Origin of the sequence: Pantoea allii (assembly GCF_002307475.1) — a bacterium.
Lineage (GTDB): Bacteria > Pseudomonadota > Gammaproteobacteria > Enterobacterales > Enterobacteriaceae > Pantoea > Pantoea allii.
On the sequence record NZ_NTMH01000035.1, the window covers coordinates 121390 to 143678 of the forward strand.

General features: G+C 49.4%; 22 protein-coding genes, 1 tRNA gene and 4 pseudogenes. 12 read left to right on the top strand and 15 right to left on the bottom strand.

Translation table 11 applies throughout. The features are described 5' to 3' along the window. Positions 1-49 precede the first annotated feature (49 nt). The 3 genes from rpsU to rpoD all read left to right on the top strand — a co-directional run bounded on the left by rpsU (position 50) and on the right by rpoD (position 4532). The gene (rpsU, locus tag CMR03_RS14830) at positions 50-265 is read left to right on the top strand and encodes a 30S ribosomal protein S21 (protein ID WP_001144069.1); all 216 of its coding nucleotides are present in this window, start codon (positions 50-52) and stop codon (positions 263-265) included. 116 nt (positions 266-381) lie between these two features. After that, entirely contained in the window at positions 382-2127 is a 1746-nt protein-coding gene (gene dnaG, locus CMR03_RS14835; protein WP_096011884.1) for a DNA primase, read from the top strand. Positions 2128-2687: 560 nt separating this feature from the next. Then, entirely contained in the window at positions 2688-4532 is a 1845-nt protein-coding gene (rpoD, locus tag CMR03_RS14840) for an RNA polymerase sigma factor RpoD (protein ID WP_063880979.1), read from the top strand. A gap of 69 nt (positions 4533-4601) precedes the next feature. On the opposite strand, the gene mug is transcribed toward rpoD, so the two are convergent. Next, positions 4602-5117: a G/U mismatch-specific DNA glycosylase gene (gene mug / locus CMR03_RS14845; RefSeq protein ID WP_063880980.1), complete on the bottom strand. Its 516-nt coding sequence runs from the start codon at positions 5115-5117 to the stop codon at positions 4602-4604. A gap of 308 nt (positions 5118-5425) precedes the next feature. Between mug and CMR03_RS14850 the strand changes: the two genes are divergently transcribed. From CMR03_RS14850 to CMR03_RS14860, 3 genes and pseudogenes are all read left to right on the top strand, one after another. Next, positions 5426-5501, top strand: a tRNA-Ile gene (locus CMR03_RS14850). A gap of 94 nt (positions 5502-5595) precedes the next feature. Beyond that, positions 5596-6575 (top strand): annotated as a pseudogene (locus CMR03_RS14855) (phage integrase). A gap of 365 nt (positions 6576-6940) precedes the next feature. Then, a complete protein-coding gene (locus tag CMR03_RS14860) occupies positions 6941-8683 on the top strand; it encodes a retron Ec67 family RNA-directed DNA polymerase/endonuclease (protein ID WP_096011885.1) in 1743 nt (580 codons plus the stop codon). 479 nt (positions 8684-9162) lie between these two features. Here CMR03_RS14860 and CMR03_RS14865 read toward each other — a convergent pair. Next, positions 9163-9330, bottom strand: a pseudogene (locus CMR03_RS14865) (phage tail protein); the annotation flags it as partial. Positions 9331-9431: 101 nt separating this feature from the next. Between CMR03_RS14865 and CMR03_RS14870 the strand changes: the two are divergent. Further along, positions 9432-10157, top strand: coding sequence for a hypothetical protein (locus CMR03_RS14870; protein WP_244181383.1), 726 nt, complete (start codon positions 9432-9434; stop codon positions 10155-10157). A gap of 22 nt (positions 10158-10179) precedes the next feature. Beyond that, positions 10180-10620: a WapI family immunity protein gene (locus CMR03_RS14875; RefSeq protein WP_096011886.1), complete on the top strand. Its 441-nt coding sequence runs from the start codon at positions 10180-10182 to the stop codon at positions 10618-10620. Positions 10621-10641: 21 nt separating this feature from the next. Here the strand turns inward: CMR03_RS14875 and CMR03_RS14880 are convergent, their stop codons facing one another. From CMR03_RS14880 to CMR03_RS14905, 4 genes and pseudogenes are all read right to left on the bottom strand, one after another. Continuing rightward, positions 10642-10815 carry a tail fiber assembly protein gene (locus CMR03_RS14880; protein ID WP_244181384.1) on the bottom strand — a complete coding sequence of 58 codons (174 nt, stop codon included), beginning with the start codon at positions 10813-10815 and terminating at the stop codon, positions 10642-10644. A gap of 161 nt (positions 10816-10976) precedes the next feature. Then, positions 10977-11182, bottom strand: a pseudogene (locus tag CMR03_RS25610) (phage tail protein); the annotation flags it as partial. Between the two features lie 940 nt (positions 11183-12122). Then, positions 12123-12416, bottom strand: a pseudogene (locus tag CMR03_RS25895) (DUF1493 family protein); the annotation flags it as partial. 542 nt (positions 12417-12958) lie between these two features. Continuing rightward, positions 12959-13150, bottom strand: a complete 192-nt coding sequence (locus tag CMR03_RS14905; RefSeq protein ID WP_096011888.1) for a toxin-antitoxin system HicB family antitoxin — start codon at positions 13148-13150, stop codon at positions 12959-12961. A gap of 137 nt (positions 13151-13287) precedes the next feature. On the opposite strand from CMR03_RS14905, the gene CMR03_RS14910 reads away from it, so the two are divergent. Continuing rightward, a complete protein-coding gene (locus CMR03_RS14910; RefSeq protein WP_096011889.1) occupies positions 13288-13818 on the top strand; it encodes a hypothetical protein in 531 nt (176 codons plus the stop codon). A 43-nt stretch (positions 13819-13861) separates the two neighbouring features. Next, complete coding sequence (locus tag CMR03_RS14915; RefSeq protein WP_096011890.1) at positions 13862-14215, top strand: hypothetical protein; 354 nt, start codon at positions 13862-13864, stop codon at positions 14213-14215. Here CMR03_RS14915 and CMR03_RS14920 read toward each other — a convergent pair. From CMR03_RS14920 to CMR03_RS14960, 9 genes are all read right to left on the bottom strand, one after another. After that, positions 14198-14419 (bottom strand): ogr/Delta-like zinc finger family protein, encoded by a 222-nt coding sequence (locus CMR03_RS14920; protein WP_063881022.1) that lies wholly within the window; start codon positions 14417-14419, stop codon positions 14198-14200. The two genes, CMR03_RS14915 and CMR03_RS14920, sit on opposite strands and share 18 nt — an antisense overlap. 73 nt (positions 14420-14492) lie before the next feature. After that, positions 14493-15650 (bottom strand): contractile injection system protein, VgrG/Pvc8 family, encoded by a 1158-nt coding sequence (locus CMR03_RS14925; RefSeq protein ID WP_096011891.1) that lies wholly within the window; start codon positions 15648-15650, stop codon positions 14493-14495. 1 nt (position 15651) lies between these two features. Beyond that, positions 15652-16155, bottom strand: a complete 504-nt coding sequence (locus CMR03_RS14930; RefSeq protein WP_096011892.1) for a phage tail protein — start codon at positions 16153-16155, stop codon at positions 15652-15654. Positions 16156-16161: 6 nt separating this feature from the next. Beyond that, a complete protein-coding gene (locus CMR03_RS14935) occupies positions 16162-18249 on the bottom strand; it encodes a phage tail tape measure protein (RefSeq protein ID WP_096011893.1) in 2088 nt (695 codons plus the stop codon). Further along, the gene (locus CMR03_RS14940) at positions 18242-18364 is read right to left on the bottom strand and encodes a GpE family phage tail protein (RefSeq protein WP_063881026.1); all 123 of its coding nucleotides are present in this window, start codon (positions 18362-18364) and stop codon (positions 18242-18244) included. The genes CMR03_RS14935 and CMR03_RS14940 overlap by 8 nt, the downstream gene beginning before the upstream one ends. 32 nt (positions 18365-18396) lie before the next feature. Further along, the gene (locus tag CMR03_RS14945) at positions 18397-18693 is read right to left on the bottom strand and encodes a phage tail assembly protein (RefSeq protein WP_096011894.1); all 297 of its coding nucleotides are present in this window, start codon (positions 18691-18693) and stop codon (positions 18397-18399) included. A gap of 53 nt (positions 18694-18746) precedes the next feature. Next, complete coding sequence (locus tag CMR03_RS14950; RefSeq protein WP_063881028.1) at positions 18747-19259, bottom strand: phage major tail tube protein; 513 nt, start codon at positions 19257-19259, stop codon at positions 18747-18749. Between the two features lie 12 nt (positions 19260-19271). Beyond that, positions 19272-20441 carry a phage tail sheath protein gene (locus tag CMR03_RS14955; RefSeq protein WP_063881029.1) on the bottom strand — a complete coding sequence of 390 codons (1170 nt, stop codon included), beginning with the start codon at positions 20439-20441 and terminating at the stop codon, positions 19272-19274. A gap of 80 nt (positions 20442-20521) precedes the next feature. Continuing rightward, positions 20522-21100 carry a recombinase family protein gene (locus CMR03_RS14960; RefSeq protein WP_028722820.1) on the bottom strand — a complete coding sequence of 193 codons (579 nt, stop codon included), beginning with the start codon at positions 21098-21100 and terminating at the stop codon, positions 20522-20524. A 61-nt stretch (positions 21101-21161) separates the two neighbouring features. Here CMR03_RS14960 and CMR03_RS14965 point away from each other — a divergent pair, with 61 nt between their 5' ends. Together CMR03_RS14965 and CMR03_RS14970 are read left to right on the top strand one after the other, a co-directional pair. Further along, the gene (locus CMR03_RS14965) at positions 21162-21803 is read left to right on the top strand and encodes a glycine-rich domain-containing protein (protein WP_141248569.1); all 642 of its coding nucleotides are present in this window, start codon (positions 21162-21164) and stop codon (positions 21801-21803) included. Next, positions 21803-22192 (top strand): tail fiber assembly protein, encoded by a 390-nt coding sequence (locus CMR03_RS14970; RefSeq protein WP_096011896.1) that lies wholly within the window; start codon positions 21803-21805, stop codon positions 22190-22192. Before CMR03_RS14965 ends, CMR03_RS14970 begins: the two co-directional genes overlap by 1 nt. Positions 22193-22289: the final 97 nt, after the last annotated feature.

Here is a 22289-nt window from a genome sequence, read left to right on the forward strand (position 1 = left end):
TGACGCCGCAGTCAGCAGCAAAACCGAATTTTATTGAGGTGAGAGTTACATGCCGGTAATTAAAGTACGTGAAAACGAGCCATTTGACGTAGCACTGCGTCGCTTTAAGCGTTCCTGCGAGAAAGCAGGCGTTTTAGCTGAAGTTCGTCGTCGTGAATTTTATGAAAAACCAACGACCGAACGTAAGCGCGCTAAAGCATCTGCAGTTAAGCGTCATGCCAAAAAATTGGCTCGCGAAAACGCACGCCGCACTCGTCTGTACTAATTTCCCGGAGGTTCGCCTCCACAGCGTGATAAACGCAGACCGAGTCAAGTAAAAGGCCGTGCTTTCCGAAAGGAAGCGCGGCTTGTTGTCGTTTATGAGCTGAAAAAACGGGGCTTATGGCAGGACGAATTCCACGCGTATTTATCAATGACTTACTTGCCCGCACGGACATCGTGGAGTTAATCGATGCTCGCGTTAAGCTGAAAAAGCAGGGAAAAAATTATCACGCGTGCTGTCCTTTTCATAATGAGAAAACGCCCTCTTTCACCGTAAATGGCGAAAAGCAGTTTTATCACTGCTTTGGATGCGGCGCTCACGGTAACGCCATCGATTTTCTGATGAACTATGATCGTCTTGAGTTTGTTGAGAGCATCGAAGAGTTAGCCACATCCCATGGTTTAGACGTACCTTACGAAGCCGGCAACGGGCCAAGCCAGATGGAACGCCATCAGCGCCAGAGCCTGTACCAACTGATGGAAAACCTGAACGGGTTTTATCAGCAGAGTTTGCAGCAATCCAGCGCCCAGTCAGCTCGCGATTATCTTGAGCATCGCGGTCTGAGCGCCGACATCATCAACCATTTTGCGATTGGCTATGCGCCCGCCGGTTGGGACAACGTCCTGAAACGCTTTGGCAAACAGCCTGAAGATCGCGAGTCGTTGATGGAAGCAGGCATGCTGGTCAGTAATGACAAAGGCCGGGTTTATGACCGCTTTCGCGAGCGCGTGATGTTTCCGATTCGCGATAAGCGAGGCCGCGTCATCGGCTTTGGCGGTCGCGTGCTGGGTAATGATACGCCTAAGTATCTGAACTCACCTGAAACGCCTGTTTTTCATAAAGGCCGTCAACTTTACGGTCTGTATGAAGCGTTAAAAAATCATCCTGAGCCTAAACGCTTGTTGGTGGTTGAAGGTTATATGGATGTGGTTGCCCTGGCGCAGTTCGGCGTGGATTACGCGGTGGCATCGCTGGGGACATCCACGACGGCTGAACACATTCAGCTGCTGTTTCGCAGTACGGACAACGTGATTTGCTGTTATGACGGCGATCGTGCCGGACGTGAAGCCGCATGGCGTGCACTTGAAACAGCATTGCCTTACATGAATGACGGTCGTCAGCTACGCTTTATGTTTCTACCCGACGGCGAAGACCCGGATACGCTGGTTCGCCAGGAGGGTAAAGCCGCATTTGAGGCGAGGATGGAGCAGGCGATGCCGCTCTCTTCGTTTCTTTTTGACAGCCTGCTACCTCAGGTAGATTTGAGCTCTCGCGACGGCAAAGCACGTTTAAGTACGTTGGCGCTGCCGTTGATCACACAGATTCCCGGTGAAACACTGCGCATTTATCTGCGTCAGGAGCTGGGTAACAAATTAGGTATTCTGGATGACTCTCAGCTTGAAAAGCTGATGCCGAAGCAGGCACCGGGCGGAAGCGCACCGGTGGCCCCGCCACTCAAACGCACCACGATGCGTGTATTAGTGGCGCTGCTGATCCAGAATCCGCAGTTGGCAACACTGGTGCCGTCTCTGGATGGGCTTTCCGAGTCGAAAATGGCCGGTTTACCGCTATTTATCGAATTAGTGACGCGTTGTAACGAGAATCCTGGATTGACCACAGGTCAGCTACTAGAGTTATATCGCGGAACAAATTTTAGCCAGACGCTTGAAACACTGGCCGTTTGGAACCACATGATAGTGGATGAGGAAAGCGAAGCGGTATTTCAGGACTCCCTTGCGAGCATTTATGACTCGGCACTGGAAGAACGACTGGAGTTCCTGATTGCGCGTGAACGCACGCACGGGCTGAGTAGCGACGAGCGCCGCGAACTCTGGACACTGAGCCAGGCCTTCGCGAAGAAATGATGCATTATCCGGCCTGCTGCTTCCTGTAACCGAAGCGGCAGGCTTAAAATTTGATGGGTGAAGCACGTTTTGTTTCTGCAAGCGCACAGTCACCGGAGCGTACTCAAGTACGTGAGGATGACGAGCACTTCCGGAAGCAACAATGGCGAGTAAGCCAGCTTCCGCCCTCGGGCCGTCGGCGGCGAAGCACGTTTTGTTTCTGCAAGCGCGCAGTCACCGGAGCGTACTTAAGTACGTGAGGATGACGAGCACTTCCAGAGACAAAAATGGCGAGTAAGCCAGCTTCCGCCCTCGGGCCGTCGGCGGCGAAGCAAGTTTTGTTTCTGCAAGCGCGCAGTCACCGGAGCGTACTGAAGTACGTGAGGATGACGAGCACTTCCAGAGACAAAAATGGCGAGTAAGCCAGGCCCGACATAAAATTTGCGGCTTAAGTGCCGATTACTAATGGGCAAAGCCCAGGCCGCGACGAAGGCAGCGGCAAGAATAAAGGCCTTCACTGCTATTGTTGGCACGCTGCCGACCGACACCAATCTAATTAACAGAAGTGTGGATACCGTCTTATGGAGCAAAACCCGCAGTCACAGCTCAAGCTTCTTGTCACCCGTGGTAAGGAGCAAGGCTATCTGACCTATGCTGAGGTCAATGACCATCTGCCGGAAGATATCGTCGACTCCGATCAGATCGAAGACATCATCCAGATGATTAACGACATGGGCATCCAGGTGGTTGAAGAAGCCCCGGACGCCGACGATCTGATGCTGAATGAAAACAGCTCCGATACTGACGAAGATGCCGCGGAAGCTGCCGCTCAGGTATTATCCAGCGTTGAATCTGAAATTGGCCGCACCACCGACCCGGTTCGCATGTATATGCGTGAAATGGGTACCGTTGAACTGCTGACCCGCGAAGGCGAAATCGACATTGCCAAGCGTATTGAAGACGGTATCAACCAGGTTCAGTGCTCCGTCGCTGAATATCCGGAAGCCATTACCTACCTGCTGGATCAGTACGATCGCGTTGAAGCAGGTGAGTCGCGCCTGTCAGATTTAATCACTGGCTTTGTTGATCCTAACGCAGAAGAAGACCTGGCACCGACCGCAACGCACGTCGGTTCTGAGCTGTCTGAAGCCGATCGTAATAACGACGATGAAGAAGATGAAGAGAGCGATGACGACAGCTCGGATGACGATAACTCTATCGATCCCGAACTGGCACGCGAGAAGTTCTCTGACCTGCGCACCCAGTACGAAACCACCCGTGATGTGATCAAAAGCAAAGGACGCAGCCACGCTGCCTCTGTTGCCGAGATCCAGAACCTGTCTGACGTCTTTAAGCAGTTCCGCCTGGTACCGAAGCAGTTCGACTACCTGGTGAACAACATGCGTGAAATGATGGAACGCGTCCGTACTCAGGAACGTTTGATCATGAAGCTGTGTATTGAAGTGTGCAAAATGCCTAAGAAAAACTTCATTACGCTGTTCACCGGTAACGAGACCAATGAGAGCTGGTTCAAAGCCGCACTGGCGATGAACAAGCCCTGGTCTGAAAAACTGCTGGACGTGCAGGATGATGTGATGCGCTCTCTGCAGAAACTGGCGCAGATTGAAGAAGAAACCGGCCTGACCATCGAGCAGGTTAAAGACATCAACCGTCGTATGTCGATTGGTGAAGCGAAAGCGCGTCGTGCCAAGAAAGAGATGGTCGAAGCGAACCTGCGTCTGGTGATTTCCATCGCGAAGAAATACACCAACCGTGGTTTGCAGTTCCTCGATCTGATTCAGGAAGGTAACATCGGCCTGATGAAAGCGGTTGATAAGTTTGAATACCGTCGCGGCTATAAGTTCTCTACTTATGCCACATGGTGGATTCGTCAGGCTATCACCCGTTCTATCGCTGACCAGGCGCGTACCATCCGTATTCCGGTGCATATGATTGAGACCATCAACAAACTCAACCGTATCTCGCGCCAGATGCTGCAAGAGATGGGCCGTGAGCCAACGCCAGAAGAACTGGCTGAGCGCATGCTGATGCCTGAAGATAAGATCCGCAAGGTGCTGAAGATTGCCAAAGAGCCTATCTCTATGGAGACGCCGATTGGTGATGATGAAGATTCACATCTGGGTGATTTTATCGAAGACACCACGCTGGAGCTGCCGCTGGACTCTGCCACCTCTGAGAGCCTGCGTTCTGCTACCCACGACGTGCTGGCTGGCCTGACCGCGCGTGAAGCCAAAGTGCTGCGCATGCGTTTCGGTATCGATATGAACACCGACCACACGTTAGAAGAAGTGGGCAAACAGTTTGACGTTACCCGTGAGCGTATCCGTCAGATTGAAGCGAAAGCCCTGCGTAAACTGCGCCATCCGAGCCGCTCGGAAGTGCTGCGCAGCTTCCTCGACGATTAAGTCAGCAAAACCCCGGTTCGCCGGGGTTTTTTATTTCTGCCGCCCTGCCCCACTTTTCACGCGTTAGCTTCAGCCTCGTGTCTTCAGCGCATCGTACATCTGACGATACATCGCCACGATCTCTTCCAGCGATGCACGATTTAACCCACTCGGATTCGGCAACACCCAAACCTGGGTTTTCCCCATGTAGATCGGCTGCTCGCCCCATTCCACCTTGCTCTGACGAAACGCGCGTTTAAAGGCATCTTTGCCCAGGATAGCCAAGGCAGCAGGCTGATAACGCAGCACCTTATCCATCAGCCGCTGACCACCATCACGCAGCTCATCACTGGCCAGTTCATTCGCCTGGATAGTTGGACGCTCGACCAGCATCGTGATACCGCAGCCGGTTTCCAGTAAGCGCTGCTCCTCTTCCGGCTTCAGCTGCTGCTCGGTAAATCCTGCCAAATGAATCACCTTCCAGAAGCGGTTGCCGGGATGGGCAAAGTGATAGCCGGTGTGCGCCGTCGACTGACCGGGATTGATGCCGCAAAACAGCACGTTCAGATCTGATGCGATGATATCGCTAATGTTGTGTTCGCTCATGTTGCCTCCTGGCTTTGCGCCTGCGCGCCTCACTGTCGCTCACGCAAAGGGTCCTTGTTTGACATCGTCTTGTCACTGATTAAAGCGCATTTGGCGGGCAGCGTCGTGGTCTGGGTTGGCTTTTTTCACTGTTAAGCAGGGAAAGACAATTAAGGATAACCGCGCCGGTTATGTCGCCGCCTGTCAGCCAGAGGTTTTTGTCTGTTTTATCATAGTTATCAGCAAGTAAAACATTGCTGCTTATTTCAGCAACCAGCCGATCAACGCTGGATTGCCCCGGACAGATACTTTATAATCCCCGCTCCATTGGCCCCTTAGCTCAGTGGTTAGAGCAGGCGACTCATAATCGCTTGGTCGCTGGTTCAAACCCAGCAGGGGCCACCAGATTTAGTGATGAAAATCATGAAGTTAAGCCACCTTAAAAGGGTGGCTTTTTTGTTTTCATAATTCGTCATTGGTAGCAAAATGCCAGACATAGATTTTCTTAAACGGCCATGACGGCAAAAGGATACGCCGCCAGTTTGCGATGAAGGGCGAAGCACAATCCTACGAGAAATTCGTAAAAGAACAGGCTCAAGATAAGCCCTGGCTGGGAGAAAAAGCAGATAAGCGGCGGGTAATTGAACTGGTTGAATTGTGGTTTAACACGCACGGCATCACTTTAGCGGATGGCGAGAAGCGGCGAACCACTATGGCGTTCGCCCGCGGTGCGATGGGGAATCCACTCGCAACCGAGTTTAATGCGAAAATTTTTGCGTCTTATCGCGAGCAGCGGTTAAGTGGGAAGATCACCCGCTCCAATCGAGTGAAGACGGTTACGCCACGCACGGTTAATTTAGAGCTGGCGTATTTCAGGGCAATGTTTAATGAGCTACGGCGGTTAGATGAATGGACCGCACCAAACCCGTTAGAGAACGTGCGCGAGTTTAAAATCAGCGAATCGGAAATGGCGTATCTCACCATTGAGGAAATCAGAACCCTATTCAACGAGTGTGAGAACAGCCGATCCAAAGACCTGACTAGCATTGTGAAAATCTGCCTGGCAACTGGCGCACGTTGGAGTGAGGCAGAAGGCTTAAAGGGAAACCAAATCCGCGCCGGTCAGATCATATATGTGAAAACTAAAGGCAAGAAAAACCGCGCGGTGCCAATAACTGAAAAACTACAGGCTGAACTACCATCGGGCAGGAAAGCGCTGCCACTCTTCGCGGCGTCCTATTCAGCTTTTAGAAAGGCAATGCAGCGTGCTGGCATTGAAACACCGGCGGGCCAGCTCACCATGTTTTGCGCCATACCTTCGCCTCACATTTCATGATGAACGGCGACAATATCCTTGCACTTCAGCGGATATTGGGGCACACAGATATTAAAGTGACAATGCGGTATGCGCATTTTGCACCTGATCACTTAATGGAAGCCATATCGTTCAATCCTCTGAGCCTAATAGATTCTCAGTAAACATGATTTTCATGTATAAATTTTTTTCAAAGTTAAAATTGTTAGGAGCATCCTTAGAAAAAAAGAAAAAAACAATATAATTCAATGCGCTATATTTGAAAGCGCCAATTATATACATATAACTTCCTAATGAAGCGAAAAAAAGAGAAGATTAAAAATAAACATCAAGATCATTATTGAAAAACATGGCAATTTATGAAATATTTCAGATAGGTGTGCAGGCAGATTTTTGAATTGTGTTTCGCAATTCTTGATTTAAAGGGCAGAAAGTCTCGCCCGCTATGATTCTCATAGCTATATCTGCTTAGTATTTTTCAAAGTGCATAGGAGTGCCTGCACACCTCCATTCAAGGATAGGAGCCGATATGACAACCCGCCTAAAAAAGTTACAAAACTGTAAGTCGAAACCTGATTTTGCGCGGCTCTTGGGAATAAAGCCCGTATTTCTCACCCGTGTTGTATATATTAGAAATACGGAAAAACTATATACTGACTTTAAGATCAATAAGAAAAATGGTGATAAAAGAATTATCTCATCTCCCGACCCTGAACTTAAAGAGATACAAAGTAGATTGTCCACTTTGCTTCAAGATTGCCTAACAGATATTAGAGACTCACATGAAGTTATAAATAATTTATCTCATGGCTTCGAACGAGAAAGAAGTATAATTACAAACGCAGAGAAGCATAAAAGAAAAAAATGGGTACTCAATCTAGATCTTAGCAACTTTTTTGATGAGTTTAACTTCGGACGTGTAAGAGGTTACTTCATTAAAAATTCCAATTTCAAATTAAATGAAGAAGTAAGCAACATAATATCGAAAATAGCATGTTATAATAATAGGCTACCACAAGGAAGCCCTTGCTCGCCAGTAATAACAAATTTAATTTTACATTCATTAGATCAACGTCTTAATTTAATATGTAAAAAAGTTGGGTGTACATATACTCGATATGCTGACGATATAACAATATCAACAAATAAATCCGAATTCCCAAAAAAAATCATAGCTTCGTGCGAAAGCAACATCGTCAATTTAAACCAAATATTTTTAAAAGAAATCACAAAATCCGGATTTTCATTGAATTTCAGCAAAGTTAGATTACTTGGTAAAAATTGCCGTCAAGAAGTTACAGGATTGACTGTTAATAAAATTGTTAATGTAAGTGATAAATATACGCGTAACGTTCGGGCAATGGCTAATAATCTATTTAAAAATGGCGAATTCTATTTATTTGACAAGCAAACTAATCAAAAAAGACTCGGGTCGATTAATGAATTAACTGGAATATTCGGATTTATAGATTCGTTGGACAAGCACAATAATAAAATATCACATAAAAACCAGGGTAGCCTTAACAAAAGAGAACGTTTATACTCTGATTTCCTCTATTATAAATCATTCTGCGCAAATGAAAAACCAATGATTTTAACAGAAGGTAAAACAGACATCACCTACCTTAAAGTAGCGTTGGATTCTTTAGCCAAAGATTACCCAACATTAATTGGGGATAAGGAAGAGAGAATGTCTTATGTCCGAGATTATAAAATATCATTTTTTAAAAACAGCATAAAATCAAAATACCTTCTCAAATTAGATGGTGGAACTCCTCACCTTAAAGACTTTTTAGTAAATTATGATAAAAAGAGCAGTAAATACTCTAAATCAAAAAATGAGAAGCCTGTGATAATGATATTGGATAATGACTCAGGTAGTAATGGTGGAGGGGGTATATTTCAATGTCTATTAGGGAAGTCATTCCCTAACATTACTATTGATTCTAAGAAAAGCCTCAGAGACGAGAAGTGGATTTGGGTAACAAAAAATCTCTATATTATATTCACCCCTTTAAATGGCAAGCAAGAAAGTTCAATGGAAGATTTCTTCGATGAGTCAGTTCTAAAAAGAACCTTATCAAAAAAAACATTCAACAGAAGCAATAATAAATGCAAAGATAATGAATATGGTAAAGAAGCATTTGCAAAAGGTGTAGTATTGAAACGGCGAAAAAAAATCAACTTCACTAAATTCTCAATTATATTTGATTCCATAAATGAAATTATTAATCATCATGAATCAGTTAATAATTTAAAGACAATAGCATGACTTTTATATTCTGTCTTATTGAATATAAAGCACATTAAAAGTATTCAGTTAACATCAAATTTCATGGCAGCAAAGTGGCAGCAGAGCGCAACACTATGTGCCACTTTTCATCACTATTCGGTCTGAGTAAAACTTAAAAAAACAGTAAGTTACTGATTTTATTAGCTTAAAATTGGTACTCATAATCGCCTGGCCGCTGGTTCAAACCCAGCAGGGCCACCAGATTTAGTGATGTAAATCATATAATTAAGCCACCTCACGAGGGTGGCTGTTTTGTTTCTACAGGCCAGTGTCGCATGACTTTTATCGCCCTTTTGAACGCTAGTACAAAAACCCGCTTTCGCGAGCTGTCAGAGAAGCAATAATGACTGTCTGTCGTTGTGCGTAAAAATCGGCCCCTGTTAGTCTGGCCCGGCGAGACGATCATCCCCGCTATGCTTTCGTGCGTTTTGAAGTTGCAGTTGCAGTTGCTGCGCGATGCTGGCAAGCACATTAGTTAACAATACCGGCGTATTCAGCGGAAACGATGTGGCGTCGGCGTCCTCGGCGTTACAGACCAGCCCGACAATCGCGGTAGAGACGGTGGAAAGGGTGCGCGTGCCATCATTGATTTCGACGACGCGAACACCGCAATGGTAATCAGACATCTGATGCACTCCGTTAAATGGGTGCGCTCAGCGTGTCAGGTCAGGCGATGCCGTGTATGTAATTGAGTTTTGTTGAAGGATGAGCGGGCATTTACCGTGGAATGATCGTTTTGTCTTCCTGTGGCACTATTAACAGCCATCATCAAAAAGAGGGAACGAGAATGATCTCAGGAAGAGCAGAAAGACAGGAACCTGGACGGTATTACACTTTTGAGTCAAGATTGCCCCCCGGCGAATTTTTTGAGCTTCGGCCACAACATCTTCCACGCAATGCTCAGCCGGTGCTCGATGAAACAAGCGGTATGTGTATCGGCTACACCGTGGCTCAGGCTCCCGGCCTCTGGCAAATTTATGATGCACAGGGCCATTTTGTCCGGCTCGAAGAGGCTCCGCTTGAAACGCCTTTGTTCGATCCAACTGATATTGCGCTGATTGCTTTTGGTGTTTTCCGCATCCTCCGCACTGGTCGTGCTTTGTTTGAAGCGGGTACGCGAACGGCCATTACAGCAAAGCTGGGCCAGGGGACTATTTCATTTTTGCGCGCCCGGTTTAAACTCGGCTTATCTGCACGCAACCTGAAAATGACCGAAACGGCTGCTAAGCACATGTATGAAACAGGTCGATACGTTCCTTTAAATATTCAGGAAAAAGCTATTCGTTACGGTAAGCGAACTGCCGATCCCCGGAACGTTAAAGGCCTGTACAGATACGAAATTGAGATGTACAAACTTTATCGTAAAAAGGCCACTACTGAGTATAAAAAATACACACTGGAAGTTGTGGTAAGAGAGTCCGACTGGACAATCACCCACTTTATGTATTTTTAAAAAAACCGACAGGAACGCATAAATGTTTGATATTAAAGATGAGAAATTTACGTTTGCGGTTTCTCCTTTTGAAAGAGTGGTCGATAACGACATTGACCCCGAACATCATCGTTGGGACTGGATAAAATCTTTTGTTGAGTTTTCTGTTCCTGGCCTGAAAGCACAGTTTCAAACTGAATTTACGGTAGGCGAGCTACTGGCACTACGTGAGCAATTTGCAGCGCACCATAACGCTTTAATTGCTCAACGTGAAATAAAGCCTTTCGAGTTTCAAAGCCAGTGCCATCAACTGAATATGATAATCAGGAAAGTAATCGGCGACGATGGTGTAATGATTGAATATGACCTTCGTCCTGAAGCGCATGCTGACAGCGTTCAGGTTAAAGGCGATTTCGGCATCAACGAGAGCTACTTCCCCGATATTTTAAAACGGCTGGATGAGATGATTGAATGGCAAAATTAAGCCTTCCCGCCTCTAAAATTTTTACTGATAGTCCCCGCTGTAACGGGGATTTTCCTGTTCAGGCTTTTCCGGCCAGCTGATATCCGTTGCCGCTGAGGTCTCGAAGCGGTTCAGCTTCACGCGGTAGGTTCTCCATTGCTCCAGCAGCGCTTTCTCGCTCTCCGTGGCGATTTTCCTGCCGCCTGGCAATAACACAGCGTCCGCCATGTCTCGTCGGGAATGCGGATATAGCCGTTGCCCGCTAAGGCTCGCTTGTTGAAAAGCCGCATAACGGCATCAACGCTCGACAGCTTATCCCCGCCCGCCGTCATATCTGCCGCTACTGAAACGACATGCTTACAGGCATCGTACCGGCTGAGATTTTTAAGGGCGTCGGCTACCAGTCCCGCGTCTTTGATTTCCACCAGCGCGTTGGCCGTTTGCAGGTAATGCTTATGGGGATTATCGGCAGTAACATGTGCGCCTGCGCCTTGTCGGTATAAGCCTTTACCTCAGTTAACGCGTTATCCACAGCCTGGCGTGCCAGCACCACGGATGGGTCGATTTTCAGCGTGACGGCACTGTGGCAGAAGCAACGTATACATAATTACGATATGCTCTACTTCCTTTTCGAAGAACCTTTGAAGCACCTGATAGAAATTGGAAGAATGTTGCGGAAAGAGCCCAACAGAACGGAGGCGTGATTACGTGTTATCGAGAATCTTTAAACTGTCATTCAAATTTGTTTCCGAGATAGTGGGAACACTGGTTTTGACAGCAACTGTATTTGGTATGTTCTATACAGGCTTTATGAATGAAGGCGCCATGCGGATCGTAGGACCTCTCGCTGTACTAATCTGCGGAATGGGGGCTTATGTATTGGTGATGTATCCCACCACGAAAATCAGTGAAAATGATAAAAAGGGCCAACCTGGTTAAGGATAATACCGGGATTATGTCTCAGGCTAAATCCGCACATCGGAGAAAAACATGGCTCATGATGGCTACGCTCCTGTTACTCCTCCTGTTAGGCTAAGAATGGCACGCTTTACTATTCTCACGTTGACCCAATAAGTTTGCGCAGACCAACCACTGTAAAACAGGTCCACAGATCCTTTAAGCTCTCCCGGATTGCTTTCGCTCAACGTTTTCAGCTTTACCACAGTTATGCTCTGAGTACATTCGTAAAGCGTGAAGTACACATAGCGGATCTGTTATTTTTTTAATCTGACTAAATATCGGTAGATTTTTTTTGCCAGATAGATAGCGGCAATACCCAGCAACATCGATGCTATACCGAGAAAAATCATTAACGAAAGGAGGTGGCTAAAAATCCCGCCCAGACTTGTGAAATCGCTGAGTCTGACGAGCTGTTCAGGGGTTAGTGTACGAACCACTATTTCCGGAAGAATCAAAAAACATATAATGACTGCTAAAATATAAATCGTCTTGTTTGTTCCCTTTTTCATTATTTTCCTGTCTGAGTTTGAGGGTAAGGTATTTTCTGTTTTTGATTTTTCTTCATCCGTCCAGTGACCTGCTCGTGCCGAGTCAATTAGTAATTGAATGGTCAACGCCTTTTCTGCTTTGCCATTATCTTCAGGAAAATAGCGAGTGAAATTGATTTTATCTGGGTTAATTGAAAACTTCTCTGTGAATTCTTCCAGTAAATCATAGGCATCTAACGGGTCCATTCGAAAATCTTCATTAAGATCGGTGTTATGTTTGAGCGGATACCGCTTAAAGGTAAATATGCTGCGACCATTGTAGCTCTCAACAAGATCGAATACTGCTTTTTCTGTCTCGTCCATTATCATCATCCGTTCTTCTTTCAGGCAATCTTATTGTATTTGAATGTTATCTCATAGCTAATCTTGTAAGCGTACAACTTAGATTTTTCATTCATTTATAAAGATCTTATATCCTGATTATTTACTTTGAGCAAGTCAATATGGGTAAGGCCCGATTCACTGAACATCATATTACAGATAACTATTAAAATTTCATGGTATTTTGAAAATCCCCATGAAGAATATTATACGGTTGAGGTTAAACCCACTTACTATATCTTATATAAAAATAAGCAACGAAACCGACCCAGGCAACCACAAACCCCATTGGGTAAAATGGAACAAATCGCACAATAAAATAAGCGCCAACAACACTGGCTATAATCGGTACAAGATAGAAAAAAGATTGCAGTAACCATACAACGAAAAGCTTCATTTACTCACAACTCCATCAAAGCCTCAGCTATTTTATCAAACTTGTAATGGCCACATTAAAAACTTCACAATATCGAAATTTAACTTTTTTCATTTACCACACATATAATTAACTCAACATTTCACGCACAAATTTATCCCTTCGGCTCAATTCCCCTTGCCTTTAACGCCTCCCTCGCCAGGTTTTTCAACCAGCTTGCTAAACTAATTCCTTCTTCAGTTGCAACAGCATCGAGCTGTTTTTTCAAGGCGGGATCAATGCGCATTTTAAATTGTGGAGACTTGCCTCCACCTTTTGGTTTTTTTTCACGCATTATTATTGACATGTGGCTACCTACTCCCTCATTTTAGCCTTATAAAAGACCACACTAACACGAGGCCTTTTATAAGAGCAACGCCCCGGCAGTGCAGCAACACATACCGGAGCGTCTGACCACAACGTTCACTCTTAAGGAACAACGCTATGGCTAACACCGATAGTAACACAACCGCCCATCATCAAATCGTGGACATTCAGCCAGTTATCGAATCTGCGATCTCAAACCTCTTGAAAACGCCGCTCGGCACCACGCACGATCTCTTTCAGGTGCTGGATACGTGCGTGCGCTATGTCGATGCCTTGGTTGAATGTAATGATATTGCAGATCGCATGGCGCTGTGCGGTCGTCTGCTCGCTGCACTGGAAGTCTTGAAAGTTTTGTTAGACAAGCCACTACCAGAACACCTGATTAAACGCCTCACGCTGGAGAAAGGTGATGACAAAGCCTGTCGCAGCAGGGATTCGATAGACTCGGAAGAGATGCGGCAATATTGCAGCGCGTTAACGTTAGTATTACTGAATCAGCAGGCCCCGGCAGGCTTGCAAAAACATATCACCGGCTTGTTATTCCAGATGGTTAACATCATGACTGATGACTTAACCGCGCCGCGCTTTGTGCGAACAGCGTCGGGGCTGGTGATGATTGAGAGCAAATTTACACATATCGTTCACTGATTTTGAACCCTTCCCTTCTTCCGCAGGGAAGAAGGGAATTCGCATGCAAAATTTAAAATCTCACTGTGGGCTCACTCTCAGTGCCAAAATGCTTTATAACCCTGAGTTTTCTTCTGCCGAAAATACCGCCACGATTCATCTTCATTCACTGAAAATATATTTTGTCGTGCTGCCATTCCTGAAATCTTTTCATTCCCGTACAGTTATTGCCACTGTCCCCAAGGGCCCGGGCGCCCTCCCCGCCGTACAGTTATTAACAGCACTCCCAGAGGGCGCTGTCGCCCCCTTAAACGTCAACGGCGCGCTGGCCTTCAGCCACGTCTGTCAGCCATCCCATCCAATCTGCATCCATAAAAAAACCCGCTTTCGCGGGTTGGGCTTACAGCAGCTGCGGTGACGGGTTATCGCTGCCTTTTGCCATCACCGGCACCGTATTGATCTGCGCCGGTTCGACGATAATCCCGGACACGCTCTCCAGGGTTTTAAAGGTACAGCTGCAGTTAATGTTCTGGCACTGGTGATAACGTTCTTTCGTCTCTTTCGAAACGTAGCGACTGCTTTTCGTATGGGCGGCGGTCTGACATTTTGGGCAATGCATCATAGTCGTTCTCCTCTCTGGCATAGTGCAACATTAGCCAAAGACTAAACAAAAAGCAACTTAAATTAGACTAAATCTAACCAGCCTGTTTTTCCACTAAGACGTAATCCACGTTTTCAATCATCAGCTCCAGGTTCAACTGGGTGGTAAATCCACTTTTATCGAGGGTATGCACGATATTAGTAATCAGCCATTTTTGATTATCGATGACCGATTTAAAACCCTGGGCTTTGACCGGCGTTTCAGGAATCAGCTCAGCAGCACCCAGCGCGAGTAGGATCTTCAACGTAGCCCGGTTGCGTTGCAGTTCCTGCCACTTCGCTTTAGCCGCCTCCTCTGCTTCCCCCTGGCTACTGAAGTGCGTATTCAGTACGAACAGCTTCTTATTGCTGCCAAAAACATAGGTTTTTCCCGGATCTTGTTGCCCGATAGTGGGGATATTTTTGGCCGCCGGATGGACAGGGTTCACCGCCGGTGTTGCTGGCGGTATCGTGTTGACGGTTACCCCTTTCTGCTGCGCTTTTTTCTGATCGTACCATTTTGCTTCAACGCCACTGTAATCGTCGCGCTTAAACAATTTGTACTCATACTTATCGCCATCCTGTCGGCTCAGATTCAGGAGTGGAATCGGCTTTCCGCTCGCTGTCACGCCATGCCCGGGGGCAAAGAACAGCAGCGTCTTATCTTTTATCGCCGCCACAGCGCCAACCAGCATAGCCAGCCGGGTAATGAACGTGCCGTCCGTTTCCTGCGTCTGATCGATATGCTTAATCTTTTTTTTGGCTATCTCCGGCCGCATGTCGGAGGTAAGTCCGTTACGTTTCGCGATTTTCTCCACAACCTCGCCAACCGTCATGTCCGGATATGAATCAGTGATTTTAACATCGAGCGAACCGCTAAAATCGGCGCTTCGGGCGACCACCGTTATCGTGTCCGGCGCGCCCTGGTAGGTGACCTGATCAATGATGTAGGAGCCTTTATTTGCAAGCGGCTGCCCCTTCCAGCCTATCTCTAAGACCACTTTCGCGCCAAAGGGCGGCATGACCAACTGGCCGTCACTGTCGTCCAGCACCAGGTCCAGCTGATCGACCTCCAGACCACGGTTATCCGTCAACTTCAGAGAAATCAGCCGTGGGCGAATATCTTCCGTTTTATCCTTCGTCTCAATTTTGATATTAAAGTCCGGCGTAGGCGCAACGCGCAGGGGCACGGGAATCGGGGCGATATCGCTCATCTCAGCGCCCTCCGTTCAGCGCAGAGGTGGCGCTGCTGATGACAGAGCCGACCCGTTGCGCTGCGTCGCTGGCCCGGTTTTGCAATTCTTCCGCCTGCCTTTTTAAGTCCCCGAACATACTGGTTAGTGAATCGTCTACCCGCAGCAGGTTGAGGGTAAAGCCTATCTTGCGCGCGCTGCCGTCGCTGTAGAATTCGGTATGCGTGGCCGAGAAATCCGTCACAACAAACATGCCGTAAATAATGCCATTGCCGCCAATCAGCGGCCACGCCAGCCCTTCATCGGCCATGGTCTTCAGTGCCAACAGGGTGACATTGCCGCCGGTGATTTCAGGCCGGAGTTCGCCAGACAGCTTGATTTTATCGTCGCCGCCGCCCAAAAACTGAGTCGACTCACGGCGCCCCACGCGGCTGTTTTTCGCCCAGCGATAGGTAATGTCATGCTGCAAATTGTCGAAGGGCAGGGTTTGCCGTACAAACGGCATCATGCCTAATATCATCATCATGGTTAATTAATCCAGACTAAACATGGAGTTATAGCTGCGATCAGCCGTGGACCACGGCGATACCGTGGAAGCCTGCGCGACGGCCTGTCCAATCGCCTGAGGATCGCCTGTCGCATAGATATTGTTGGTGACGGTATGCTGACGGTTATCCACGTTTGAATTGTTAACCGAGGGCAAAGGCTGATTGAGCGTGCTGTTCAGGCTGGCGCGCGATGCGGACGGACGGGCATCCGCGTTATCCTCATCCTCGTCGTCCTGTTCGCGCATTTTGGGCGGAGGCAGCTTGTCTTTCACCTTGTCAGATTTCTCATCGATGATGCCAAGCTTGCCCAGCACCCAGTCAATGCCGCCCCGCAGCTGATTCAGGGCCTCACCGGGTAATTTGAGTGCCGTCGCCAGCATATTGCCGAAGCGCTGTCCCATCTCCCCTGCCGAGGCCAGTTCCTGCTGAGAAAACTTCACCGGTTCCAGCAGCTTTGAGAACCAGGAGCCCAGCTCGGACACTTTGTTGCTGAACCAGTCAAATACCGGCTTCAGCGGCGCGAACGCGTCACTTATCGGCCCCATCGCTGCACTAAAGCCCTGAGCAACGCCGCTGATAAAGGCGCTGATCGGCTCCCAGTACTGATAAACCAGCATCGCGCCCGCCGCGATAGCCGCGCCAAGCAGCACAACCGGCAGCGTAATTGCGCCCAGCGTCGCCGTAATCGCGCCACCGATGATGGCAAACGCACCGCCCAGCAGTTCAGCGCCCGCCATGATGGTGCTCAACCCGCTAATGACCGGCCAGACAATATTCCCCACGCTGGCGAGCGAGTCCACCAACGTCAGCCCACTGGCCGCCAGCGTCAGCAGGCTGTCCGAAAGCTGGGGATTGATATTCATCACACCGGTCAGAACGGACTGTACGGATAAGCCGTCCTGACTGATGGTTTGCAGGTTGGTGTCAACGGAGGCATCAACCGGCTGCTGAGCCGCCGGCGCCTGAGACAGCTGATCCAGGCGCCCACTGGCGGCACCTTTCATGAGCACAGCGGCAGGAGCCGCGCCCTGTTCGCCAAAGATGGCCTGCAGATAGGTTGCCTGCTGGGCTGCATCGATTTTGTTTTTCTCAAACGCCGTCTGCACCTGGCTGAGCACCGTGAAAATCGGCTGACTGTTGCCCTCGCCATCTGCGGTAACAACATTCAACGCTTTCAGCGCGCGGTCTGCATTGTCATCAGGTGCCTGCACGTGCGACAACATGGCACCGACGCCTGCACCCGCAGCGCTGCCCGTCATGCCGTTTTCGGCCAGCACGCCGATCATCGCCGATGCCTGACCGACGCTGACACCGGCTTGTTTTGCCACCGGGCCGATGCTGGCCATCGCCTTGTTCAGCTCAGCGATATCCGGTTGCGCACCGCTGTTGTTCGGATTAACAGACAGGGATGCCGCCTGATCCTTGCCGTTATTCGCATCCGCAGGTGACAGATAATCGATAACCTTGCGGCCCTTCTCGACGAAGTCTTTGGCCTTGTTGCTGGCACCTTGCACGTTATCCGCCAGCGCCATGCCGGCGCGGTAACGATCCCGGGTACGATTGAGCTTATCCTGGCGCTGATTCAGCAACCCCATCGACTCACCCTGCGCATCAAGGGTGGATTGGGTCCGCTCTGTTTGTTGGTTCAGCTTCTGGCGCTCGCTGCTCAGACGACGCGTGGAAATCCCGGCGTCATTCAGCGACTGGCGCTGATCCTGCACCGACTGGCGCAGCTGAATGTTCTTTTGTTGTAACGCGTTGGCAGACAGGCGCAGTTTCTCCAGCGCCTGCGCTTGTTCAACGGTGGGGTTTTTGGTGTTTTTCAGTTCAATGGCGAGTGCTGCCGCTTCTGCCCGGGTATTTTTAAGATTTTGTTGGGTCAGCGTCAGTTCTTTTCGGGTATCACGGAACCCTTCAATCTGCGCGGATTTGGCGTTAAGTTCTGCCAGACGGTCTTGCGTTTCCTGGATATCCGCAGACAGCCTTTCTGTTTCTTTACGCACGGCATTGAACGGGCGCGTGGCCCGATCAACCGCCTCCAGCAGCACTTGCAGCTTGAGCGTGTTACTCATCAGAGGTTACTCCACTGCGGATCATCACTTTATGCCGCCAGTCGAGTAACTCTTCCAGCGACATGAGATACATTTCTGAGGGTGGCCAGTGAAAAACGCTGGCAATGTCGGCCATCAGGTCATTGACCGTTAGATCGCGGGGCCAGCTTACCCGGCCGATTTCGCTGACAAAAAACCAATCACCTTGCCGCCCAGGGCAATCAGGTCCACCGGATCGAGCGCATTGCACTCCGCTTTGGTCAGCGACGGCAGGGTGATACGGGGCAGCACCATTAACAGGGCATCCACGTCAGACGAGGCCAGGTCGGCCAGTCGCACGCCACGCAGCGATCCTGCCGTCGGTTTCACCAGCTCAACCTGGCTGATCACCACATCACCACGTGAAATCGGGCTTTCCAGTACCACCGGGTTTTCTTTCAGTTCTGGTTTATCAAGCTGTTCCATTTTTTCTCCATCAGGATAAAGAGGGCCAGCGCAGGACGCGCCGGCCTTTTTTATTACACCAGGCCGAGATTTTTACGACGCTGTTCCAGGCGATCGACGCCGTTGACCTTCTCCACCATGTTGACGGTGTCGACTTCGATCAGCTCTTTGCCATTCCAGGTCAGTTTGAAATAGGTGTTTTTGCTGGTGACTTTGGTTTCGGCGTTTTCGCCCTGTTTGGCTTCACCGAAATCAAAGGCCTGGTGCTTACCGCGCACTTCGATTTCCACGGCAATTTCTTCGCCGGTGTCATCGCGCTGGTAAGAACCGGTGAAACGCAGCGGTACGTTGGCGGTTGCGCCCCACTGGCTTAACACCAGCTCATCCATCCCGCCCAGCGTCCACTCCATATCGAGTGCGGCATCGTCCAGGCCGTTATCGATGAACGCCGCACCGTTCATACCGCCAGCGCGGTAGGTATCCAGCTTGCGTGACAGCTTCGGCAGCGTCACGGCGGTGACGATGCCCTGGTAGCTGTTTGAATCATTGAAGAGGTTCAACCCCTTAAGTTTACGTGGCAGTGCCATTTATCCGGCTCCTTAGCTGTTTACGGATGCGGCGAAGTTCGCCAGATAGGTGTCGGTGATGCGCTGACGCAGGGTCAGATCTTCCAGCGGCGGCACCGGTGTGTAGTCGTAATCGATAAACAGTTTGCCCGCCTTCAGGGTCTCTTTATCGTTCGCGCTGTCGTCGTACCAGCAGTTTGCGCCCAGCAGATAACCAGCACTGACCAGCTCGCGGAACTTGGCATTGATGCCAGCGATGATTTCGCGCACCAGCACCGGCGTCAGCGGTTTGTCGTTAGCCCACATGTGCGCTTCGGCCATGGTATCGGCCAGCACCTGTGCCGTGCGGGTGTAGTTTTCAAAGGCAAAAAGTGGATCGTCGCTACAGGTCCGGTTGCCCCAGAAACGGAAACCGTCTTTGCGAATCAGCGTGGTCACACACTTTTCGTTCAGCAGATCGGCATCGGTGCCGGTCTGTTGCAGGTCCCAGAAAACGTCTGCGGAGATACCGGTTACGCCATTGACGCCCACGTTGGACAGGGTTTTATGCCAGCCGGTGTCGTTGTCAATTTTGGCGCGCAGGCCCAGTGCACGTGCAGTGGCATAAGCCATTTCAGATTTGTTCGTGGCGGTGTTCCAGGCCATAAAGTCTGGCCAGATCACCATCAGCTCGCGCTGGCTGAAGTTTTCGCGGTACTTCATGGCATCCGAGATGGTTTTGCTGTTCCAGGCAGACACGTAGGCAAAGCCACGCAGCTGCTGGGCAATGCTGGCCAGCGCTGTCGCCACTTCCAGCGAGTCCAGACCTGGGACGCCGAGAATGCGGGGTTTAACACCCAGTTGCGTTTGCGCGCTCAGCAGCGCCTTCATGCCGGTGTATTTACCGTTCGCATCCGTCGAGCCAATCAGGTTAGAGGTGGTTTCAGCCTGGCTCGCGCCTTCTGCAACGCGAACCACGACAGTAACCGGCTTCGCCTGGTCAGCAATCGCCTGCAGCGCTGCCGCTAAGGTGCCTTTTGTACCGGCTTTACCGACGGCTGCCTGCACGTTGGTCAGCAGGACAGGTGTGTTAAGAGGAAACGCCGTTGCATCAGCATCTTCTGCGGTGCAGATCATGCCAACAATGGCGGTTGAAACTGTTGAAATGGTGCGTGTACCGTCATTGACTTCGACGACGCGGACACCGTGATGAAAATCAGACATCTGTAGCACTCCGTGTTGAGGGTGTGCTCAGATTGTCAGGTCAGTGGGAAGGATGCATTCGATTGCGGTTTGCTGATCGTTCAGTAAGAAGAACCGCGTAAATGGTGCTGTTTTGGCGCTGGAATATAACGATAAATCGTTTTGGGTGAGACATCTAATACCAGCGCAACCTGATGAAGCGTGGCGCCATTCGCCATCATACGTTCCGCTCTGGCAACGACTTCTGGTGTCATAATGCGCCGCCGGCCACCAATGCGCCCTTTTTCACGCGCTGCGGTCAGCCCGGCACGCGTTCGCTCGACAATCAATTCGCGCTCCATCTCCGCCAGTGCGCCCATCACATGAAAGAAAAAGCGGCCCATCGGTGTGCTGGTGTCGATACTGTCCGTGAGGCTACGAAAGTTTACCCCGCGTTCGCGCAGCTCTTCGGTGAGCATGACCAGGTGACGCATGCTGCGACCCAGTCGATCGAGCTTCCACACCACCAAAGTATCGCCCTCTTTTAACGTCCGCAGCGCCCGCTTTAAACCAGGCCGTTCACTGGTCTTTCCGCTGATTTTATCCTCAAAAATCTGTTCACAATTTGCGCTCTGCAGCGCATTCCGTTGCAAATCGGTGTTTTGGTCATTTGTTGACACCCTGACATAGCCAATCAGCATCGTTTTTTCTCCGGTAAAAGGTGAGGAGTTTGCCATTGTGCAGGTGAGGCGGGCCAGGGGTTTGTTTCATCAAAACCTCGGTTTGACGGAACGGTTTTCGGGGCGTTTTATAAGCCAACAAATATTTTCCCTACCTGGCACGGTGAACTACAAACCCACGTCAGGCACCAAACGAATCAAAATCACGCTCACTGGCGGCGGCGCTCGTGGTTACGGCTATCTAGGCTGGGGTTCAAATTATAGATCCCGGGGTGCGGGTGGTGGTGCGGGCGCGACGGCTATCGCATGGCTGGATATTGACGACACTAAAACCTATACAGGTGTCGTCGGACGTGGAGGGGACGATACCTCTTCGGCTACAAGCAGCACCTTCAATGGGATTATTACAGCAGCCAATGGCGGCACACCGACAATGGGCTCAGATGGAGGTCGAGGAGGAATAGCAGTTGGCGGCGACATTAATATCCAGGGTGGGGACGGTAGTGATGCGCCAGGCGTTATATCTGACAACAATAATGTCTACCGTGGCGGCTCGGGTGATGGTGGCGTGAGTTATTGGGGCGGTGCTATTCGTAGCGTGGAAGGCGCAGCGCTCAGCCGTCAAATGTCTTTCGGTACGGGCGGTGGGGGCAGCATTCGGGAAAATCCCTTTATTGGAAATTTTGGCTCTCACGGTGTGATTTATGTTGAGGAGTATTCTTAATGAAAACCTATGTTCGTCTTGAAGAAGAACGCGTTGCGGAAATTATTTCACTTAGCATCGAGCCTAAAGAACTCTATCACCCATCGCTGATATGGATGGATATCAGCACAATGGATCAGCAGCCTAACGTGAATGATATTTTGCGCGATGGTGTTTTTTCCGCGCCGATGACTAAAGCGGAAGAAAGCATCTTTATTGCAAGCAGCCGACTGAATACTGAAATGGATCTGGCCAGCCGGACGATAGCACCGTTGCAGGATGCTGTTGATATTGGTATCGCAACTAACATTGAAATCACACATCTGGATGAATGGAAACGTTACCGTGTTGCGCTGAGTCGAATTGATCTCAGTAAAACGCCAGATATTGAATGGCCAATACAGCCATAATGACTAAAGCCCGCAATAGCGGGCTTTAGTCATTATGGCATCCGTAGCTCTGGTTATGCAGAAACCTGAATCATCGTATAAACCTCGGTTTGGGAGA

What these genes read in the sequence shown, in the direction of transcription:
- CMR03_RS14910 (WP_096011889.1), top strand. Translation starts at nt 13,288, where the DNA reads ATGGCTAACACCGATAGTAACACAACCGCCCATCATCAAATCGTGGAC.
- mug (WP_063880980.1), bottom strand. Translation starts at nt 5,117, where the DNA reads ATGAGCGAACACAACATTAGCGATATCATCGCATCAGATCTGAACGTG.
- CMR03_RS14870 (WP_244181383.1), top strand. Translation starts at nt 9,432, where the DNA reads ATGATCGTTTTGTCTTCCTGTGGCACTATTAACAGCCATCATCAAAAA.
- CMR03_RS14945 (WP_096011894.1), bottom strand. Translation starts at nt 18,693, where the DNA reads ATGGAACAGCTTGATAAACCAGAACTGAAAGAAAACCCGGTGGTACTG.
- CMR03_RS14930 (WP_096011892.1), bottom strand. Translation starts at nt 16,155, where the DNA reads ATGATGATGATATTAGGCATGATGCCGTTTGTACGGCAAACCCTGCCC.
- dnaG (WP_096011884.1), top strand. Translation starts at nt 382, where the DNA reads ATGGCAGGACGAATTCCACGCGTATTTATCAATGACTTACTTGCCCGC.
- CMR03_RS14950 (WP_063881028.1), bottom strand. Translation starts at nt 19,259, where the DNA reads ATGGCACTGCCACGTAAACTTAAGGGGTTGAACCTCTTCAATGATTCA.
- CMR03_RS14860 (WP_096011885.1), top strand. Translation starts at nt 6,941, where the DNA reads ATGACAACCCGCCTAAAAAAGTTACAAAACTGTAAGTCGAAACCTGAT.
- CMR03_RS14905 (WP_096011888.1), bottom strand. Translation starts at nt 13,150, where the DNA reads ATGTCAATAATAATGCGTGAAAAAAAACCAAAAGGTGGAGGCAAGTCT.
- CMR03_RS14935 (WP_096011893.1), bottom strand. Translation starts at nt 18,249, where the DNA reads ATGAGTAACACGCTCAAGCTGCAAGTGCTGCTGGAGGCGGTTGATCGG.
- CMR03_RS14970 (WP_096011896.1), top strand. Translation starts at nt 21,803, where the DNA reads ATGAAAACCTATGTTCGTCTTGAAGAAGAACGCGTTGCGGAAATTATT.
- CMR03_RS14940 (WP_063881026.1), bottom strand. Translation starts at nt 18,364, where the DNA reads ATGGCCGACATTGCCAGCGTTTTTCACTGGCCACCCTCAGAAATGTAT.
- CMR03_RS14915 (WP_096011890.1), top strand. Translation starts at nt 13,862, where the DNA reads ATGCAAAATTTAAAATCTCACTGTGGGCTCACTCTCAGTGCCAAAATG.
- rpsU (WP_001144069.1), top strand. Translation starts at nt 50, where the DNA reads ATGCCGGTAATTAAAGTACGTGAAAACGAGCCATTTGACGTAGCACTG.
- CMR03_RS14960 (WP_028722820.1), bottom strand. Translation starts at nt 21,100, where the DNA reads ATGCTGATTGGCTATGTCAGGGTGTCAACAAATGACCAAAACACCGAT.
- CMR03_RS14875 (WP_096011886.1), top strand. Translation starts at nt 10,180, where the DNA reads ATGTTTGATATTAAAGATGAGAAATTTACGTTTGCGGTTTCTCCTTTT.
- rpoD (WP_063880979.1), top strand. Translation starts at nt 2,688, where the DNA reads ATGGAGCAAAACCCGCAGTCACAGCTCAAGCTTCTTGTCACCCGTGGT.
- CMR03_RS14925 (WP_096011891.1), bottom strand. Translation starts at nt 15,650, where the DNA reads ATGAGCGATATCGCCCCGATTCCCGTGCCCCTGCGCGTTGCGCCTACG.
- CMR03_RS14920 (WP_063881022.1), bottom strand. Translation starts at nt 14,419, where the DNA reads ATGATGCATTGCCCAAAATGTCAGACCGCCGCCCATACGAAAAGCAGT.
- CMR03_RS14955 (WP_063881029.1), bottom strand. Translation starts at nt 20,441, where the DNA reads ATGTCTGATTTTCATCACGGTGTCCGCGTCGTCGAAGTCAATGACGGT.